Genomic DNA, 17,843 nt, shown 5'->3' on the forward strand with positions numbered 1-17,843 from the left:
AGGATCTCCGGTCTGCGGAGCCGTTGTGGGTGGCGGCTCCAGGCGGCGGTGCACCGGACGGTGCGGCCCGCTCCGGATGGGGAGCGGGCCGCGCTTCAGGTCAGCTCAGACCCGCGATGGTCTCGCGGACCTTCGAGTTGATCTCGGACGGGATCGGGGCGTACTTGGCGTCGGCCAGCAGGCCCTGGCCGTCCTCGGACGCGATGTAGCTGAGGAAGGACTTCACGGTCGGCAGGGTGTCGGCCTTGTTGCCCTTGTCGCAGACGATCTCGTAGGTGACCAGGGTGAGCGGGTAGGCACCCTCCGCGGTCGGCTGGTAGTTCAGCTTCAGGGCCAGGTCCTTGCCGGTACCGGCGACCTGGGCGGCGGCGATGGCCTTGGTGGCGTTCTCGACGGTGGCCTTGGCCGGGGTGGCGGCGCCGGTCTTCAGGTCGACCGTCTTGATGCCGTCGGCGGCGTAGGAGAGCTCGAAGTACGAGATGGCACCCGAGGTCTGCTTCACCTGCTGGGCCAGGCCGGAGGAGCCCTGCGCGGACTGGCCGCCCTTGGCCTGCCACGCCTTGCCGCCCTCGTAGGGCCAGTCGCTCTTGGCGGTGGCGATCAGGTACTTGGTGAAGTTGTCCGTGGTGCCGGACTCGTCGGAGCGGTGGAACGCCTGGATCTTGAGGTCGGGCAGCTTGGCGCTCGGGTTCAGCTTCGCGATCGCCGCGTCGTTCCACTTGGTGATCTTGCCGTTGAAGATCTTGGCGATGGTCGACGGGTCGAGGGTCAGGCTGTCCACGCCCGGCACGTTGAAGCCGATCGCGATCGGGCCGCCGACCATCGGCAGGTCGATGGCCTGGCCGCCGGAGCAGACCTTCTTCGACTGGGTGAGCTCCTCCGGCTTGAGCGGGGAGTCCGAGCCGGCGAACGCGGTCTGGCCACCGAGGAAGGCGGTGATACCGGCGCCCGAACCGGTCGGGTTGTAGTTGATCTGCACGCCCTTGCAGGCCGCGCTGTACTGCTTGACCCAGGCGTCGATCGCGTTCTTCTGCGCGGAAGAGCCGGAGGCCTGCAGCTGCCCCTTGGCGTCGTCGCACTTGATGGAGGAGGTGCTCGACGCCGGGGCGGAGCTGTCCGCGCCCTTGTCCTTGCCGGTGTCGTCGGAGCCGCACGCCGTCAGGGCCAGGGCGCCGGAGACGGCGACAGCACCGAGGGAAAGGGCGCGAAGCCGGTTCTTGCGCTGAAGCTTCACTTTCGGGAGTTCCTTCCAGGAGCCGCCGACCTGGGGCGGCGTGCGAAGTGTGGCCGGCCCGGTCGGGGGCCGCCGTGAGCGGGGAAGTGCTTCGCACGCCTTCCTGCGTGCTTCGCACCGGGTAAGGCCGAAATTAGGCAGAACAGGTGAAGCGGCCGATGGTCGAAAATGAACGGGAGGTGAACCCCTGCGGACGGTGTGGTTAGGTCACGGAAGGCTTACGTCTCGGACACGGGGACATTCCGGCGGACCCGGTCGTGGCAGGGCGGATGAGCTGCGGTTTCGGCGGGATGCGGGCCGTTGGCGGTCGTACAGGGGGCGCCGCGCGCCCCCTGTGGGGACCGAGCGCCTTCCGTGTCGTTCCGCGCGCCCCCGCGCGGGGATCACCTCGGGTCGAGCGCGTTCAGCAGGGCGTCCACCAGGTCCCGGTCGTGGGGCTGGGTCGAACACCTGCGCGCCGCGGCCGGCGGGAGCCAGAGGACGCGGTCGACCTCGCGGTTCGGGATGAAGGAACCGCCCGCCGCCTCGGCCGCCCAGTAGCGGACCTGCTTGGGGCGTCCCTGCGCCTCGTAGCGGACGGTGGGCAGGGGCGCGCCCGGCACGGCGAGGTACCCCGTCTCCTCCCCGACCTCCCGCAGCGCCCCCGTGAGGGGGTCCTCGCCGCGCTTGAGCTTGCCCTTGGGGTGGGACCAGTCGTCGTACTTCGGCCGGTGAACCAGACATATCTCCAGCTCACCGTCTACGGGGGAGCGGCGCCACAGGACGCAGCCCGCCGCGCGGATGGTGTCGTCGCTCATCGGGTACTCATGGCTCCTCACTCGCCTGCCGCGGTCCGGGGCGCCTACCGGGTCGGTGCCACCTGCCTCTGCCACGACTGCTGGAAGGCGAAGCGGGCCGCCTCCACCTCGTGGCGCTGGTCGGCGTGCAGAACGCCGAGCGCGTACGCCGTCGCCGGGGCGATGCGCGGGGTGCGTGCCGCCGAGGCGGCCGCCGCGGCCGCCTCGGCGGCGTCCCGGTGCCGGTTCAGCGCCCGGCCCGCCGCCGGCAGCCGCCCGTCGGGATCCGAGTGCCCGCCGTGCCCGCCGTGCCCGCCGTGCCCGCCGTGCTCGCCGTGCCCGCCGTGCTCGCCGTCCAGCACCTCGCGGGCGTAGCGGTGCAGCCGCAGCAGCAGCCGCACCTGGTGCCAGGGGGCGTCCTGCGGGTGCGGGGCCGGATCGGGGGACAGGCCGTGGATCAGGGCCTGCGCGTTGTACGGGTGCCCCGCGGTGACCAGCGGCAGCGCGGCGATCGCGTCGTTCAGCCGCTCCTCGGCGGCTGCGGCCAGGGGGCGCAGATCGGCGGTGGCCGCCGCCGGCGTGAGCGGAACCTCGCTGGCCAGGACGGCGACGCTGTCGGCCACCGCGTGGAAGCGGCTCGACCCGAGCGCCTGCAGGGCCGCGGAGTGGGCGCGGGTGCGGGCCAGGGTCAGCTGGCGCTCCAGAAGCGCGCCGGCCTTGGCCGCGCCGACGGTCAGGCTGCCGCGGTCCGGCGCGGTGGGCTGGGCGCGCGGGCCGCCGCCTGCGGAGTCCGCCGCACGCGCCGACTGCGCGGGCAGGACCGGGGAGCCCGACAGCCGGTGCACCGCGAGGAGCAGCCGGTCGAGCCGGGCGGCGTAGGCGTGTTCACGGGCCAGCGTGCCCGACAGCCAGGCGAGTTCCGGGCGCATCCGTTCGGACCAGTCGGCGTCGAGCAGGGGGCGGAAGGTGTGCAGCGTGCCGCTGATGCGGCGGGCCGAGCGGCGCAGCGCGCGCGCCGCGTCGCCGGATTCCTCCGCGCCGCCCTCCCCCGTCCTTGTCCTCGCCCGTGCGGCGCCGGCCCCGTCGGCGCCGGTCTCCCGGTGCTGCCGCAGCGACCGGAGGAACTCCGTGGCCTGGCCCCGCAGGTAGTCCGCGACGGCCTCGCCGGCCACGGGCCCGGCCACGGGCCCGGCCACGGGCCCGGTGGGGGGATCAAGGTGTTGCTGTGCCACGCCGGCGCCTCCGGGCGTCTATGAGCATCTCCTGGATGTTCCGCAGGGGCTGGCCGTCCGCGTCGGTCGCGTGCCGGGTCCACTCGCCGTCCTCACCCAGGTGCCAGGAGGCCGTGGCGTCGGACATGCCGGTCTCCAGGAGCCGGTTGAGGGCCGCCCGGTGGGCCGGGTCGGTGACCCTGACGAGTGCCTCGATACGGCGGTCGAGGTTGCGGTGCATCATGTCGGCGCTGCCGATCCACACCTCGGGCTCGCCGCCGTTGCCGAAGGCGAAGACGCGGGAGTGTTCGAGGAAGCGGCCGAGGACGGACCGCACGCGCATGTTCTCGGACAGGCCGGGGACGCCCGGGCGCACCGCGCAGATGCCGCGCACCCACACGTCGACCGGGACGCCGGCCTGCGAGGCCCGGTAGAGGGCGTCGACGATCGCCTCGTCCACCATCGAGTTGACCTTGATGCGCACGTACGCGGGGCGGCCGGCACGGTGGTGCTGGATCTCCTTGGTGATCCGCGAGACCAGACCGTCACGCAGGGACTTGGGGGCGACCAGCAGCCGGCGGTAGGTCTCGCGGCGCGAGTAGCCCGACAGCCTGTTGAAGAGGTCGGACAGGTCCGCGCCGACCTGCGGATCGGCGGTCAGCAGCCCCAGGTCCTCGTACAGGCGTGCGGTCTTCGGGTGATAGTTGCCCGTGCCGACGTGGCTGTAGCGGCGGAGCGTGTCCCCCTCCTGCCGCACGACCAGCGACAGCTTGCAGTGCGTCTTCAGCCCGACGAGCCCCCAGACGACATGGCAGCCCGCCTCCTCCAGCTTGCGGGCCCACTTGATGTTCGCCTGCTCGTCGAAGCGGGCCTTGATCTCGACCAGCACGAGGACCTGCTTGCCGGACTCGGCGGCGTCGATGAGCGCGTCGACGATCGGCGAGGTCTCCGAGGTCCGGTACAGCGTCTGCTTGATGGCGAGCACGTCCGGGTCGGCGGCCGCCTGCTCCAGGAACGCCTGCACGGAGGTCGAGAAGGAGTCGTACGGGTGGTGCAGCAGTACGTCCCGCTCCCGCAGCGCGGCGAATATGTCGGGCGCGGAGGCCGACTCGACCTCCGCGAGGTCGCGGTGGGTGCCGGCGACGAACTTCGGGTACTTCAGCTCGGGCCGGTCGAGGTTCGCTATGCCGAACAGGCCGGTGAGGTCCAGGGGGCCCGGCAGCGGGTACACCTCGGCCTCGGAGATCTTCAGCTCGCGCACGAGCAGGTCCAGGACGTACCGGTCGATCGACTCCTCGACCTCCAGTCGCACCGGCGGCCCGAAGCGGCGCCGCATCAGCTCCTTCTCCAGGGCCTGCAGCAGGTTCTCGGCGTCGTCCTCCTCGACCTCCAGGTCCTCGTTGCGGGTGATCCGGAACGTGTGGTGCTCCAGGACCTCCATGCCCGGGAACAGCTCCTCCAGATGCGCGGCGATGACGTCCTCGATGGGGACGTACCGCTGCGGGGACGCCTCCAGGAAGCGGGAGAGCAGCGGCGGCACCTTGACGCGCGCGAAGTGGCGGTGGCCGGAGACCGGGTTGCGCACCACGACCGCGAGGTTGAGCGAGAGCCCCGAGATGTACGGGAAGGGGTGCGCGGGGTCGACGGCCAGCGGCGTGAGGACCGGGAAGATCTGGTGGCGGAAGAGGGTGAACAGGCGGGCCTGCTCCTTCTCGGTCAGCTCGTTCCAGCGGACCAGGTGGATGCCCTCCTCCACGAGCGCCGGGGCGACGTCCTCGTGGAAGCAGGCCGCGTGCCGGGCCATGAGCTCGCGGGAGCGGGCCCAGATCATCTCCAGCACCTCGCGGGGCTGGAGGCCGGAGGCCGACCGGGTGGCGACACCGGTGGCGATGCGGCGCTTGAGGCCGGCCACCCGGACCATGAAGAACTCGTCCAGGTTGCCGGCGAAGATCGCCAGGAACTTCGCCCGCTCCAGGAGGGGCGTGTCGGGGTCCTCCGCCAGTTCGAGCACGCGCTCGTTGAACTGCAGCCAGCTGCGCTCCCGGTCCAGGAAGCGGCCCTGGGGAAGCCGGTCGCCCTCCGTCTCCTCGTACCCGTCGAGGTCCGCGTCGAGGTCGGGGTCCAGGTCCGAGACCGCCGGGCCCCTGGTGTGGGGGCGGTGCGCGGCGATGGACCCCACGGACGGCTGCTGCTGATTCTGCAGGGGCGCGCGACTCGAGGGCTCCGCGTCACGCGGGGCGGCCGGGGACGGGTGGGCCTGTGCCTGGGCGTTCTGCTGGCTCATGAACCCATTCTTCCGCGCCGACCGGGTGACGGGCGCGTCGGAGAGAGCGGGCGGCAGCGCGGCGAAGAAACGCCCGCGCTGCCCACCGGCACCCTGGTCGGGGGGTGGCGAGGGCTCTGGCACGGCGGCATTCATTGACCGAGCGTCGCAAGCCCGTCTGAATCAATGGTTACGGCGACATGACGTGCGGGATAGCGGGGAGGGTCCCGCGGAGGTCGGCCGGGCGCCGCCGCCCCGGGGCGGGTCCGGAGGGGAGTGTATGCGCCGCCCCGGGCCGCCCGGTGCCCGGGCCCCTCGGGCGTCCGCTCGGGCGTTCGCTCGGGCTTGCCGCTCAGGTCTCCGTCCGGTACATCAGATCGGTCTCGTAGGTGGTGAAGCCCAGACGCTCGTACACGCTGAGCGCCGCCTTGTTGTCCGCGTCGACGTACAGCATCGCGGTCGTCAGGCCCTGGGCGGCCAGGTGCCGCAGGCCGATCGCGGTGAGGGCGCGGCCCAGACCGCCGCCCTGGGCGCCGGGACGGACGCCGAGGACGTACACCTCGCCGAGCCCCTCCTCCGTGTGGACCTTGGTCCAGTGGAAGCCGATCAGCTCGGGGCCCTGCTCGCCCCGGCGCTCCGCGAGGAAGAAGCCGCGCGGGTCGAACCACGGCTCGGCCATACGGTCGTCGAGGTCGCGCTGGGTGAGGGAGCCCTGCTCCGGATGGTGGGCGAACGCCTCGGCGTTGACGGCGAGCCAGGCCGCGTCGTCCCGGCCGGGCACGAAGGTGCGTACGGTGACCCCCTCGGGCAGCGTGGGCTCGGGCAGGTCGATGCCGGTCAACGGGCAGCGCATCTGGCGCAGTTCGCGGAACAGGGTGAGGCCGAGGACCTGGGCGAGGTGCCGGGCCGCGGGGTGGCCGCCGTGCGCCCACACCCGCAGCCGCTTGCCGGAGACGGCCAGGAGCGCGGAGCCCAGGGCGCGGCCGTGCCCGTGGCCGCGGTGCGAGGGGTGGACCACCAGCTCGGCGGCGGGGGCCTCCACCGGGTCGGTGTCCTCCAGCTGCGCGTATCCGACGAGTGTGCCGTCGACCGTCAGCAGCAGATGCGACACGCCCTCGCGCTCGCCGCCCCGCAACTGCAGCCGCCCCTGCTCGGACACGGCCTGCTGCCCGTCCACCCGGGCGGCCTCCGCGAGCAGCGCGAGCACCGCCCCGGCCTGGCCGGGGGAGAGCACGCTGACGGTCTCGATGGAGCGGGGCGATGCCGGGCGGGCGGTGTCGTCGCTGGTCATGGGTACGAGGGTACGGGCCGGACCCCGGAAACGGGAGGCAACGGCAACCTGCTCGTAACCCCTAACCCCCTGTTGCGCTACGCGCGTTGACCCTAGGCTGCGCGAACGACCGTCTCGGCACGCTCTTTGAAACACGACACAGGACACGACACAGGGGGGCACATGCCGCCGACCTTCCGGCTCAGACCTCTTCACCGCATCCTCGGGGCCGCCGCGGGCCTCGCCACCGTGGGCGCCCTGATGACGGCGCTGCCGGCCGACGCCCACGGGGGCGGGCCGGGCCACGGGCACGGGTACCCGGGCCGCTACCAGGATGTGCAACTGCTGTCCTTCAACGACCTGCACGGCAACCTGGAGCCGCCGGCCGGCTCCTCGGGACGGGTCACCGAGCACGAGGAGGACGGCACCACCAAGACCATCGACGCGGGCGGCGTCGAGTACCTGGCCACGCACCTGCGGCAGGCGCGAGCCGGCCACCCGTACTCCGTCACGGCCGGCGCCGGTGACATGGTCGGCGCCTCGCCGCTGATCTCCGGGCTGTTCCACGACGAGCCCACCATCGACGCGCTCAACAAGCTGCACCTGGACGTCACCAGCGTCGGCAACCACGAGTTCGACGAGGGCGCCGTGGAACTGGCGCGGCTGCAGAACGGCGGCTGTCACCCGAAGGACGGCTGCTACGACGACGGCGAGACGTTCCAGGGAGCGAACTTCCCCTACCTCGCCGCGAACGTGACGGACGAGAAGACCGGCCGGCCCATCCTCAAGCCCTACTGGGTGTGGAAGAAGCACGGCGTCAAGGTCGGCTTCATCGGCGTGACGCTGGAGGGCACCCCGAACATCGTCTCCGCCGAGGGCGTCAGGGGCCTGAAGTTCGGCGACGAGGTCGAGACCATCAACAAGTACGCCAAGGTGCTCCAGCGGCAGGGCGTGCAGTCGATCGTCGCGCTGATCCACGAGGGCGGAGCCCCCGCGTCCAGCGCCTACAACTACGACTGCGACAGCCCCGGCGCCGGCGACGGCATCTCCGGTCCGATCGTCGACATCGCCAAGCACGTCACCCCGGCGGTGGACGCGCTGGTCACCGGCCACACCCACCAGGCGTACGTGTGCACGATCGACGACCCGGCGGGCCGCCCCCGCATGGTGACCTCGGCCTCCTCGTTCGGCCGGCTGTACACGGACACGACGCTGACGTACGACCGCTGGACCGGCGACATCGCCCGTACGGCCGTCAGGTCCGCCAACCACGTGGTCACCCGGGACGTCGCCAAGGCCCCCGACATGACGGACCTGGTCACGAAGTGGAAGACGCGCGCCGCGCCCGTCGCCTCCCGGCCCATCGGCTACATCGCGGGCGAGATCGGCAACACCGGCACCGAGTCGCCGCTCGGCGACCTGATCGCGGACGCGCAGCTGGCGTACGCCAAGTCCGTGGACCCCGGCGCGGACCTCGCGCTCATGAACCCGGGCGGCATCCGCGCACCGCTCACCTACCCGGCGAGCGGCGCCGAGGGCGACGGAGTGGTGACGTACGGCGAGGCGTACACGGTCCAGCCGTTCTCGAACACCGTGAACCTGCTCGACCTCACCGGCGCCCAGCTGATCACGGCGCTGCAGCAGCAGGTCAGCGGCGTGAACGAGGCGTCGCCGAAGATCCTGCAAGTGTCCGGGGGCCTGACCTACACCCTGGACCTGACGAAGTCGGGCGCCGCGCGCGTGGTCGTGGACTCCGTGAAGCTGAACGGCTCGCCGATCGACCCGGCCGCCACCTACCGCGTCGCCGTCAACTCCTTCCTCGCGGGCGGCGGCGACGGCTTCGCGGAACTGGGCAAGGGGGCGAACGTCCTGGTCGGCGGTGACGACCTCGCGGCCTTCGAGAGCTACCTGACGGCCCACTCCTCGGCCACCGCGCCGTACCCGGTACCGACGGCGGACCGGATCACGGTGGTGCGGTGACCGCCCATGGTGACAGGCGCGCGGTGACCGGCGCGCGGTGACGGCCGCGCGATGACCGGACGGCCCGCCCCGGCCCTCGGACGGGGCGGGCCGTCCGCTCACGCACGGTCCTCCCGCGTCGTCTCCGGCGGCGGGGTCGGCGCCCCCGGCAGGCGTACCGTCGCCACCGTGCCGCCGCCCTCCGCCGGCGTCAGGGACACCTCGCCGCCCGCCTGCTGCACGGTGCGCGCCACGATGGACAGGCCGAGGCCGGAGCCGGGCAGGGCGCGGGCCGACGGGGAGCGCCAGAAGCGGTCGAAGACGTGCGGGAGTTCCTCGGCCGCGATGCCGGGGCCGTGATCGCGGACCGTCAGGACACCGTCCACCAGCGCGACCTCGACGGCGGCGCCGTCGGGGCTGAACTTGACCGCGTTGTCCAGGATGTTCACCACCGCCCGCTCCAGCGCGGACGGCTCGGCCCGCACGTACCAGGGCCGCAGGTCCGCCGTGATCGTCAGCTCCGGGCCGCGCAGCCGGGCGCGGCGCAGGGCGGATTCCACGATGCCCTGCCACGCCAGCACCTGCACCCTGCCGGTGTGCTGGCCCTGCTCCGGACGCGACAGCTCCTGCAGGTCGCCGATCAGCGACGCCAGTTCCGTCATCTGGGCCGTCACGGACGCCAGCAGCGCCTTGCGGTCCTCCGCGGGCAGGGGGCGGCCCATCTCCTCGCTGCGGGTGAGGAGCTCGATGTTGGTGCGCAGCGAGGTGAGCGGGGTGCGCAGTTCATGGCCCGCGTCCGCGATGAGCTGCTGCTGCAGGTCGCGGGAGCTCGCCAGCGCGGAGGTCATCGAGTTGAACGAGCGGGAGAGACGGGCGATCTCGTCCTCGCTGTCCTCGTCCACCGGGATGCGGGTCGTCAGGTCCTCGGTGCGGGCGATGTGCTCGACCGCCTCCGTGAGCTTGTCGACCGGGCGCAGGCCGGCACGGGCCACGGCCAGGCCGGCGGCCCCGGCGCCCACGACGCCCACGCCGGAGACGACCAGGAGGAGCAGGGCCAGGTCGTCGAGGGTCCGGTCGGTGTCCCTGAGCGGATACGCCACCAGCAGGGCGTAGTCGGAGTACAGCTGCAGGCCCTCCGGACCCTGGCTGGTCAGGGGGGACGTCAGCACCCGCACCGGGTTGCCCCTGCTGTCGGCGCCGTTGTGGAAGGTTTCCACGTCCCGGCCGGGGTTCTTGGCGATGCCGGTGTCGTCGCCGGTGACCTCGACGAGACCCGCCGAGTTCGGGAAGACACACGGCTTGCCCTGGGCGCTGACCACCTGGATGTAGTAGGTGGTGGGCTGCGGTCCCCGGTCGTCCGGCGGTGAGGGATTGGTGGTGCAGTTGCTCAGGACGTTGACGAGGCCCACCTGGCGGACGGGGCCGCTCGCGTTCTTCAGGTCCCTGTCCACCTGCTCGTACAGCTTGCCCTGCACGATGAACCAGCAGCTCAGCGAGACCGCCGCCACGCCGAACGCCACCGCCGCCGCCACCAGCAGGGCCAGCCGGGAGCGCAGCGGCAGGGACCGGAACCGCTTGATCACCCGGCGCCGCCCTCTCGCAGGACGTAGCCCACGCCGCGCACCGTGTGCACGAGCCGCGGCTCGCCGCCCGCCTCGGTCTTGCGGCGCAGGTACATCACGTACACGTCGAGCGAGTTCGACGACGGCTCGAAGTCGAAGCCCCAGACCGCCTTCAGGATCTGCTCACGCGTCAGCACCTGCCTCGGATGTGCCATGAACATCTCCAGGAGCGTGAACTCGGTCCGGGTCAGCTCCACCGCCCGCCCGCGCCGCGTGACCTCGCGCGTCGCCAGGTCCATGCGCAGGTCGGCGAAGGTCAGTGCCTCGTCCTCCTGCGCGCCGACCGCCGCCGCGTACGAGCTGCGGCGCAGCAGGGCCCGGATACGGGCGAACAGCTCGTCCAGCTCGAACGGCTTGACCAGGTAGTCGTCCGCCCCGGCGTCGAGTCCGGTGACGCGGTCGCCGACCGTGTCGCGGGCCGTGAGCATGAGGATGGGGGTGGTGGTGCCCGCCCCGCGCATCCGGCGGGCGGCGGTGAGGCCGTCCATGCGCGGCATCTGGATGTCGAGGACGACCAGGTCGGGCTGGTACGCCGTGGCCTTCTCCAGCGCGTCCGCGCCGTCCACGGCGACCTCGGTGCCGTAGCCCTCGAAGGCGAGGCTGCGCTGGAGTGCTTCGCGCACCGCCGGCTCGTCGTCGACGATCAGGATGCGCTGGGGTTCACGGTCGCCTTCGGCGGGGCTCATGGGTGTGGGGTTCCTCGAGGTGCGGTGGGCGGGGCTGAACGCACTCAGCCTCGCATGTTTCCCGGCGGGGGCGGAAAGGGCGGGGCGGGGGCCGTCGCCGGGGATCCGCCCCGGACGGACCAGCGGCGCGTGCGTCGCCGGGAGGCCCCGGCAGGGGCGGGCGGCTCAGCCCAGCGCCGCGGTGAGCCGGTGCAGCGGCACCTTGCGGCGGCGGGGGCGCGCGGCGGTGGTCCGCAGGCCCATCAGCTGAGGGACCGCGACCTCCGGCGTACGGGGGACGGGGGCGCGCAGTTCGAGCGGTTCCGGCGCGCGGATCACCGGCGTGTGGAGTTCGTACGCGACGGCCAGGGCCAGGGAGACCCCGGCGGGTCCGACGGGAGCGGTCGACTCGTGCAGCACCTGCTTGATCATGGCGTCCTCCTTTTAGCAGTGGCCCGACGGGCGCCCGTTCAGCTCTGGGAGCCGGAGCGCAGTTCCGCCAGGTCGGCCTTGACGGTGTTGACCGGGATGGCGAAGCCGAGGCCGACGCTGCCGGCGCTCGACGAGGTCGAGTCCGAGGCGGCCGAGTACATCGCCGAGTTGATGCCGATGATGTTGCCGTTCATGTCGATCAGGGCGCCGCCGGAGTTGCCCGGGTTGAGGGACGCGTCCGTCTGGATCGCCTTGTACGTCGTCGTGGACGAGCCCGTGTCGCCGTTGAACTGCCTGCCGCGGAACTCGAACGGCCACTGGCCGTCCGCGCCCTGGCCCTGGCTCTCGTCGGTCGAGACGGTGACGTCGCGGTCGAGGGCGGAGACGATTCCGCTGGTCACGGTGCCGGTCAGCCCCTCGGGGGAGCCGATGGCGACGACCTGGTCGCCGACCCGGAGGCCGTCGGAATCGCCGAGCGTGGCGGTCTTCAGGCCGGAGGCGTTCTCCAGCTTGATCAGCGCCAGGTCCTTCTTGCTGTCGGTGCCGACGACCCGCGCGGTGTAGGACCTGCCGTCGCTCGTCCTCACCTTGACCGAGGAGGCACCGGAGACGACGTGGTTGTTGGTGATGATCTCGCCGTCGCCCGTGACGATGACGCCGGAGCCGGTCGAGTCGCCGGCGGCGGAGGAGGCGCGGATCTCCACGATGCTCGGGGTGACCGCCTTGGCGACGCCGGTCACCGTGCCCTTCAGGCTGGAGGGCACCACGGCGGTGCTGGTGGAGCTGGAGGCGACCGTGTCCTTGCCGGTCAGCTCCTGGATGCCGTAGGCCGTGCCGCCGCCTATGGCCGCGGCGACGATCGCCACGGCGGCCAGGAGGGCGAGCGGGCCCTTGGTGCGCTTCGTCGGGGCGGGAGCCGCCGCCCCCACGGGGGCGGCGGGCTGAGCCGTACCCGCGCCGCCGCCGTCTCCGCGGTCGCCCGGCCGGTGGGCCGGCGGGGCCGGCCACTCCGGGTTCACCGGGGAGGAGGCGTGCTGCTGCCGGGGATGCGCCGGCTGCAGGGGGGAGCCCGCCTGCTGTCCGTCACCCTGGGGGTACTCGTACTCGCCGCTGCGGCGGAAACTCTCGGTCATGCATAGAGAGTGTCCCGTGATCATGAGAGCTTCCTGAGTCACCCCTGAGAAGCCCGACAGAACCGTGTATGCCCGATATAAGGGTGCCTCGGGGCCCGCCCCGGCCGGGGGAGGACGGGGACGACGGTCCCGGTCAGTCCGCGCAGCCGCAGGACCGGCGCACCACGAGCCGTGAGGGGAACAGCTTCACCCGTTCGCGGCGTGATCCCGCCACCCGCAGGCCGTCGTCCAGGACGAGGTCGACGGCCGCACGGGCCATGGCCGGGCGGTCCGAGGCGACCGTGGTGAGCGGCGGATCGGTGAGCGCCGCCTCCTTGACGTCGTCGAAGCCGGCCACGGCCAGCTCGCCCGGCACGTCGATGCGCAGCTCGCGCGCGGCGCGCAGCACGCCGATCGCCTGGTCGTCCGTGGAGCAGAAGACGGCCGGCGGACGGTTCGGGCCGGACAGCAGCTCCAGGCCCACCCGGTAGGCGTCGTAGCGGTTGTACGGCGCCTCGAAGAGCCGGCCCTCCGTGGAGATGCCGGCCTCCCGCATCGCGCGCCGCCAGCCCTCGACGTGGTCGGAGACGGGGTCGCCGACCGCCGGGGTCTGGGCGGTGCCGCCCACACAGGCGACGTACGGGTAGCCGTGCTCCAGGAGGTGGCGGACGGCGAGCTCGGCGCCCCCGAGGTCGTCCGTGACGACGGCGACGTCGTCGATCGCCTCGGGCCGCTCGTGCAGCAGCACCACCCGGGCGTCCCACGCCTCGATCTCGGCGGCGGCGTGGTCGTTGAGCGCGTGGCTGACCAGGATCAGCCCGGCGACGCGCATGCCGAGGAAGGCCCGCAGATAGTGGACCTCGCGCTCGGCCACGTAGTCGGTGTTGCCGACGAGCACCATCTTCCCGCGCTCGGCGGCGGCCTGCTCGACCGCGTGCGTCATCTCCCCGAAGAAGGGCTGGCGCGCGTCCGGCACGATCATGCCTATGAGGTCCGTGCGCCGCGACGCCATGGCCTGGGCGACCCGGTCGGGCCGGTACCCCAGCTCCTTGATCGCGGCGAGGACACGCTCGCGCGTGGCCGGGGCGACCGGCCGGGGTCCGTTGTTGATGACGTAGCTCACGACAGCGGTGGAAGTTCCCGCGAGTCGCGCCACATCGTCCCGAGTCACCTTGGCCACGCGGCGGAGTCTACGCGGATGGACCCGCCCCTGGGCAGGGCGTACGGCGTTCTATGCCTCAGCTGTGACCTCGGACGCGGACACCGGTGCCGTCGCACCCGCGTCCTCCGCCCTCGCCCGGGCCGCCTTGGCCTTCGCCTCCTCGGCTGCCCGCTCCACCTTCTCGGGGGTGACGAAGCGGTAGCCGACGTTCCGAACGGTGCCGATCAGCGACTCGTGCTCGGGCCCGAGTTTGGCGCGCAGCCGCCGTACGTGGACGTCGACCGTGCGGGTGCCGCCGAAGTAGTCGTAGCCCCAGACCTCCTGCAGCAGCTGGGCCCGGGTGAAGACGCGGCCCGGGTGCTGCGCGAGGTACTTCAGGAGCTCGAACTCCTTGAAGGTGAGATCGAGCACACGCCCCTTGAGCTTGGCGCTGTAGGTCGCCTCGTCGACCGACAGGTCGCCGTTGCGGATCTCCATGGGGGAGTCGTCGTTCACGATCTGCTGGCGGCCCATGGCCAGGCGCAGACGGGCCTCCACCTCGGCCGGGCCCGCGGTGTCCAGCAGGACGTCGTCGATGCCCCAGTCGGCGGTGACGGCCGCGAGACCGCCCTCGGTGACGACCAGGACGAGCGGGCAGCCGGGCCCGGTGGAGCGCAGCAGTTGGCACAGGCTGCGCACCTGGGGGAGATCCCGCCGCCCGTCGACGAGGATGACGTCGGCGCCGGGGGTGTCGACGAGGGCCGGCCCTTCCGCCGGAGCCACTCGCACGCTGTGCAGGAGCAGGCCGAGGGCGGGAAGCACCTCCGTCGACGGCTGAAGAGCGTTGGTCAGGAGCAACAGAGAGCTCATCGCGTCCCACCTGCCTTGGTCGTCTCACGTCCGTGCACGGTTCGCTCGCCCATAACGTCTGGTTCCTCCTCGGTCCCTGCCAGGACGTATGCGGCACTGCTTCGTACGGTGCGGGTCCGGTGTACCCGCTGCGCGATCGACGGCCCGGTACACCTGCGGTTTCCCGCTTCGTATACAACGCTCCCGAAAGCACAAAAGGACCCGGGGGCTACGCTGCCCGAGTCCTCATACACAGGAGAATAGCCCACATGAGCACTGGTCCGGCAGGTCGTGTGGCAGGATCCACGCTTCGTCCGCACTGCGAGACGGCCCGTCGCGGGCGCGTACGCACCTTTCTGCGCACGGCCGACGGCGTCGCCATCGACGCCGCATACGATCCGGGGTCCCCCGTATACGACACCGCGTACGACACCGCGTGTGCACCCTCCGGCCATCTGAAGGATCTTGCGATCGTCGTCGCGCACGGCTTCACCGGCGATCTGGAGCGGCCCCACGTCCGCCGGGTGGCGGGCGTGCTCGCGCGCTACGGGGCGGTGGTCACGTTCTCCTTCCGCGGGCACGGGGCGTCGGGGGGACGGTCGACGGTCGGCGACCGCGAGGTGTACGACCTGGCGGCGGCGGTGCGCTGGGCGCGTGAGCTGGGGCACACGTGCGTGGCCACGGTCGGCTTCTCCATGGGCGGCTCCGTGGCGCTGCGGCACGCCGCGCTGTACGGGCCGTCCGGGCCGTCCGGGCCGTTCGCCTTCCGCGCGCCGGAGCACGGAGGGCACGAGGGGCGCGCGCAGGCGGGTACGGACGCGGTCGTCTCGGTGAGCGCGCCGGCCCGCTGGTTCTACCGGGGTACGGCCCCCATGCGGCGGCTGCACTGGCTGGTGACGCGTCCCGGGGGCCGCCTGGTGAGCCGCTACGGTCTGCGCACCCGGATCCACCACCAGGACTGGGATCCCGTACCGGCGTCCCCGGTCGAGTCGGTTCCGCTGATCGCCCCCACGCCGCTGCTGATCGTGCACGGCGACCGGGACGGCTACTTCCCCCTGGACCACCCCCGGATGCTGGCGGACGCCGCCCCCGGCCACGCCGAACTGTGGCTGGAGCCGGGCATGGGCCACGCCGAGCACGCCAGCGACGGGGAACTGGTGGCACGGATCGGACGGTGGGTGGCCGCGAGAGCGAGGTGACCCTCGCGACGATCAGCCGGGCCCGTCCTGACCGCCGTCACCCGTTGCCACCCACTGCCACTCACTGCCACCCATCGTCACCAAGAGAACAGTGACTGTCCATGATCGTGGTGACCCCGGGTCAGTGCGGCGGCTCGCCGACGGCATACCGGCCGTCGCTGACGCGGGGCGCGTACGGGCGGCACCGGGGCGCGGGCCCTACCGGCCGTCCGGTCTCTGCGGCGTGCCCGAGCGGGCGCCGTGACCCGCCGCGGGCCGCTCGGCCGGTGCCTTGCCCGGCGGCATCGGCGACGCGGTGACCATCACCCGGGCGTAGGCACCCATCGCCGCCGCCAGTACCACGAGGATCACCAGCCAGCGCAGGTGCAGACGGGCGGGCAGGGCCAGCGCCCGGGCCAGCAGTCCGCCGGACGGCGGGCGCCCGGAACGCCGGGCACGTGCCCCTCCACCACGGCTCATCGTCGGCTCCTTCGGTTCGCGGTCCGCGAGCGCGGACGGGATCGGCCTATCTGGTCGCGGTGGTCGAGGAGTTCCAGCGGCATGTCGAAGGCGACGGCGCCCACGATCTGCGGGCCGTGGGCGGTGTCGCGGGTGTAGCGGGCGACGAAGCGCTCGGAGCGCAGCGACCCCTCGGTGATCTCGACGTCGGTACCGAGGGACGGGATGCCCACGGCCTGTATCCGCGTGCCGTGCTGCTCGGACCAGAAGCGCGGCACCGGGGCGAAGCGGGCGGCCCGGTCCGGTCCGCGCAGCAGCGCGTCCGCGGCGTGCTGGCCCATCTCCACGGCGTGGATGAGGTGCTCGATCCGGCGGGGTTCGGAGTCGAAGCGCAGGTTCGGCCAGCGGGCCACGTCTCCGGCGGCGACGACATGCGGGGTCGGGCGGCCCCAGAGGTCGACCGCGTGGCAGGTGGGAGCGCACAGCACTCCGTCCGAGACCTCCAGCCCGCTTCCGCGCAGCCACTCCGTGCGCGGTTCGCTGCCCAGGCCCAGGACGACGAAGTCGCAGTCGATCGCCTCGCCGTCGTCCAGCCGCAGCCTGAGGACGTCACCGTGGTCCTGCCAGTCGGTGACCTGTGTGCCGAGCCGCACGTCGACACCCGCCCTGCTCTGGATGCCGGCGACCACGGCACCGACCCGCTCGCCCAGGACCCGGCGCAGCAGTGGCGCGCTGTGCACCACGAGGGTGACGTCGAGGCCGCGGTCCCGCAGCGTGCAGGCCAGTTCACAGCCGACGAATCCGCCGCCCAGGATCACTGCGTGCCGGGCGCGCGCGGCGTCCATCGCGTGCCGTACCGCGGTGGCGTCCGCCAGGGTGCGGATGGTGCGGATCCGCTCGCTGAAGAGCGGGGCCTCGGGAAGGCGCCTGGCGTCCACCCCGGTGGCCACGACCAGTCCCTCGAACGGAAGCCGCTCGCCGCCCGGCATCTCCAGGGCCGACCCGTACAGGTCGAGGCCGACCAGCCGTGTGCCGAGCAGCCAGTGGGCGTCCAGTTCCTCCTCCGCCCTGAACGTCAGGTGGTCCTGGCCCAGCTCACCGGAGAGGAACTGCTTGGACAGGGGAGGACGGCTGTAGGGGCGGCGGGGTTCCTCTCCCACGATGACCAGTTCGCCGTCGAAGCCGCGCTCCCTGAGCCGGCTGGCCGCGCTCAGGCCGGCCAGTCCGGCGCCGGCGACGACGATGCGCTTGCGTCCCGCGCGCGCTCCCGAGCCGCTGCGCGGGGGACGCACCGGTCGCCGGTCGCCGGCCGGCCCGGTGCCGCCCCCGCCCTCGATGCCGATCGCCTGCATGGGGCAGCAGCGCGCGGCCTGGCGGGCCTTGGCCGCGAACTCCGCCGGGACCGCGCGGGTGTAGTGGAGCGAACCGCTCTCCGAGATCCGGAAGACCTCGGGCGCCTCCTGCTGGCATATGCCGTAGATGTGGCAGCGGTTGTTGTCCACGCCGACCCGGACGGGCTCGCCCTCGGGTACCAGCACGGGGCGCGGCAGGTCGAACCAGTCAGCGGGGATCGCGGCAGCGGCCCCGAGCTCGGCCGGAGGCCCCCCGGCCGGGCCGGTGACGCCGTCCGGCGTCCGGACCGGTCCGGCCGGCACACCCGGTGGCACGCTCC

Annotated in this window: 15 protein-coding genes; 2 read left to right on the forward strand and 13 right to left on the reverse strand. The window is 72.7% G+C overall.

The window, feature by feature from the left end; all coding sequences use genetic code 11:
- Positions 1–100 precede the first annotated feature (100 nt).
- The 5 genes from pstS to mshD form a co-directional block, all read right to left on the reverse strand.
- Positions 101–1,234 carry a phosphate ABC transporter substrate-binding protein PstS gene (pstS, locus tag ACZ79I_RS21570; RefSeq protein ID WP_471499126.1) on the reverse strand — a complete coding sequence of 378 codons (1,134 nt, stop codon included), beginning with the start codon at positions 1,232–1,234 and terminating at the stop codon, positions 101–103.
- A 383-nt stretch (positions 1,235–1,617) separates the two neighbouring features.
- Positions 1,618–2,031 (reverse strand): NUDIX hydrolase, encoded by a 414-nt coding sequence (locus tag ACZ79I_RS21575; RefSeq protein ID WP_471499127.1) that lies wholly within the window; start codon positions 2,029–2,031, stop codon positions 1,618–1,620.
- Positions 2,032–2,075: 44 nt separating this feature from the next.
- Positions 2,076–3,242: a CHAD domain-containing protein gene (locus ACZ79I_RS21580; RefSeq protein WP_471499128.1), complete on the reverse strand. Its 1,167-nt coding sequence runs from the start codon at positions 3,240–3,242 to the stop codon at positions 2,076–2,078.
- The gene (locus ACZ79I_RS21585) at positions 3,223–5,640 is read right to left on the reverse strand and encodes an RNA degradosome polyphosphate kinase (RefSeq protein ID WP_471499129.1); all 2,418 of its coding nucleotides are present in this window, start codon (positions 5,638–5,640) and stop codon (positions 3,223–3,225) included. The genes ACZ79I_RS21580 and ACZ79I_RS21585 overlap by 20 nt, the downstream gene beginning before the upstream one ends.
- 196 nt (positions 5,641–5,836) lie before the next feature.
- Positions 5,837–6,775, reverse strand: a complete 939-nt coding sequence (gene mshD, locus ACZ79I_RS21590; RefSeq protein ID WP_471499130.1) for a mycothiol synthase — start codon at positions 6,773–6,775, stop codon at positions 5,837–5,839.
- 162 nt (positions 6,776–6,937) lie between these two features.
- Here mshD and ACZ79I_RS21595 point away from each other — a divergent pair, with 162 nt between their 5' ends.
- On the forward strand, positions 6,938–8,734 hold the full coding sequence (locus tag ACZ79I_RS21595; protein WP_471499131.1) for a bifunctional metallophosphatase/5'-nucleotidase: 1,797 nt from the start codon (positions 6,938–6,940) through the stop codon (positions 8,732–8,734).
- Positions 8,735–8,832: 98 nt separating this feature from the next.
- Here the strand turns inward: ACZ79I_RS21595 and ACZ79I_RS21600 are convergent, their stop codons facing one another.
- The 6 genes from ACZ79I_RS21600 to ACZ79I_RS21625 form a co-directional block, all read right to left on the reverse strand.
- Positions 8,833–10,296, reverse strand: coding sequence for a sensor histidine kinase (locus ACZ79I_RS21600; protein ID WP_471499132.1), 1,464 nt, complete (start codon positions 10,294–10,296; stop codon positions 8,833–8,835).
- On the reverse strand, positions 10,293–11,021 hold the full coding sequence (locus tag ACZ79I_RS21605; RefSeq protein WP_471499133.1) for a response regulator transcription factor: 729 nt from the start codon (positions 11,019–11,021) through the stop codon (positions 10,293–10,295). Before ACZ79I_RS21605 ends, ACZ79I_RS21600 begins: the two co-directional genes overlap by 4 nt.
- Positions 11,022–11,186: 165 nt before the next feature.
- On the reverse strand, positions 11,187–11,432 hold the full coding sequence (locus tag ACZ79I_RS21610; RefSeq protein WP_381091977.1) for a hypothetical protein: 246 nt from the start codon (positions 11,430–11,432) through the stop codon (positions 11,187–11,189).
- A gap of 38 nt (positions 11,433–11,470) precedes the next feature.
- The gene (locus ACZ79I_RS21615; protein WP_471499134.1) at positions 11,471–12,565 is read right to left on the reverse strand and encodes a S1C family serine protease; all 1,095 of its coding nucleotides are present in this window, start codon (positions 12,563–12,565) and stop codon (positions 11,471–11,473) included.
- 133 nt (positions 12,566–12,698) lie between these two features.
- Complete coding sequence (locus ACZ79I_RS21620) at positions 12,699–13,724, reverse strand: LacI family DNA-binding transcriptional regulator (RefSeq protein ID WP_471499135.1); 1,026 nt, start codon at positions 13,722–13,724, stop codon at positions 12,699–12,701.
- Between the two features lie 51 nt (positions 13,725–13,775).
- Complete coding sequence (locus ACZ79I_RS21625) at positions 13,776–14,555, reverse strand: response regulator transcription factor (RefSeq protein ID WP_471499136.1); 780 nt, start codon at positions 14,553–14,555, stop codon at positions 13,776–13,778.
- Positions 14,556–14,803: 248 nt separating this feature from the next.
- Between ACZ79I_RS21625 and ACZ79I_RS21630 the strand changes: the two genes are divergently transcribed.
- Positions 14,804–15,733 carry an alpha/beta hydrolase gene (locus ACZ79I_RS21630; RefSeq protein ID WP_471499137.1) on the forward strand — a complete coding sequence of 310 codons (930 nt, stop codon included), beginning with the start codon at positions 14,804–14,806 and terminating at the stop codon, positions 15,731–15,733.
- A 198-nt stretch (positions 15,734–15,931) separates the two neighbouring features.
- Here ACZ79I_RS21630 and ACZ79I_RS21635 read toward each other — a convergent pair whose 3' ends face one another.
- Both ACZ79I_RS21635 and ACZ79I_RS21640 read right to left on the reverse strand, forming a co-directional pair.
- Positions 15,932–16,192 carry a hypothetical protein gene (locus ACZ79I_RS21635; protein ID WP_471499138.1) on the reverse strand — a complete coding sequence of 87 codons (261 nt, stop codon included), beginning with the start codon at positions 16,190–16,192 and terminating at the stop codon, positions 15,932–15,934.
- Positions 16,189–17,826: an FAD-dependent oxidoreductase gene (locus ACZ79I_RS21640; protein ID WP_471499139.1), complete on the reverse strand. Its 1,638-nt coding sequence runs from the start codon at positions 17,824–17,826 to the stop codon at positions 16,189–16,191. The genes ACZ79I_RS21635 and ACZ79I_RS21640 overlap by 4 nt, the downstream gene beginning before the upstream one ends.
- Positions 17,827–17,843 lie beyond the last annotated feature (17 nt).

The sequence above is a fragment of the Streptomyces sp. PSU-S4-23 genome (genome assembly GCF_055632315.1).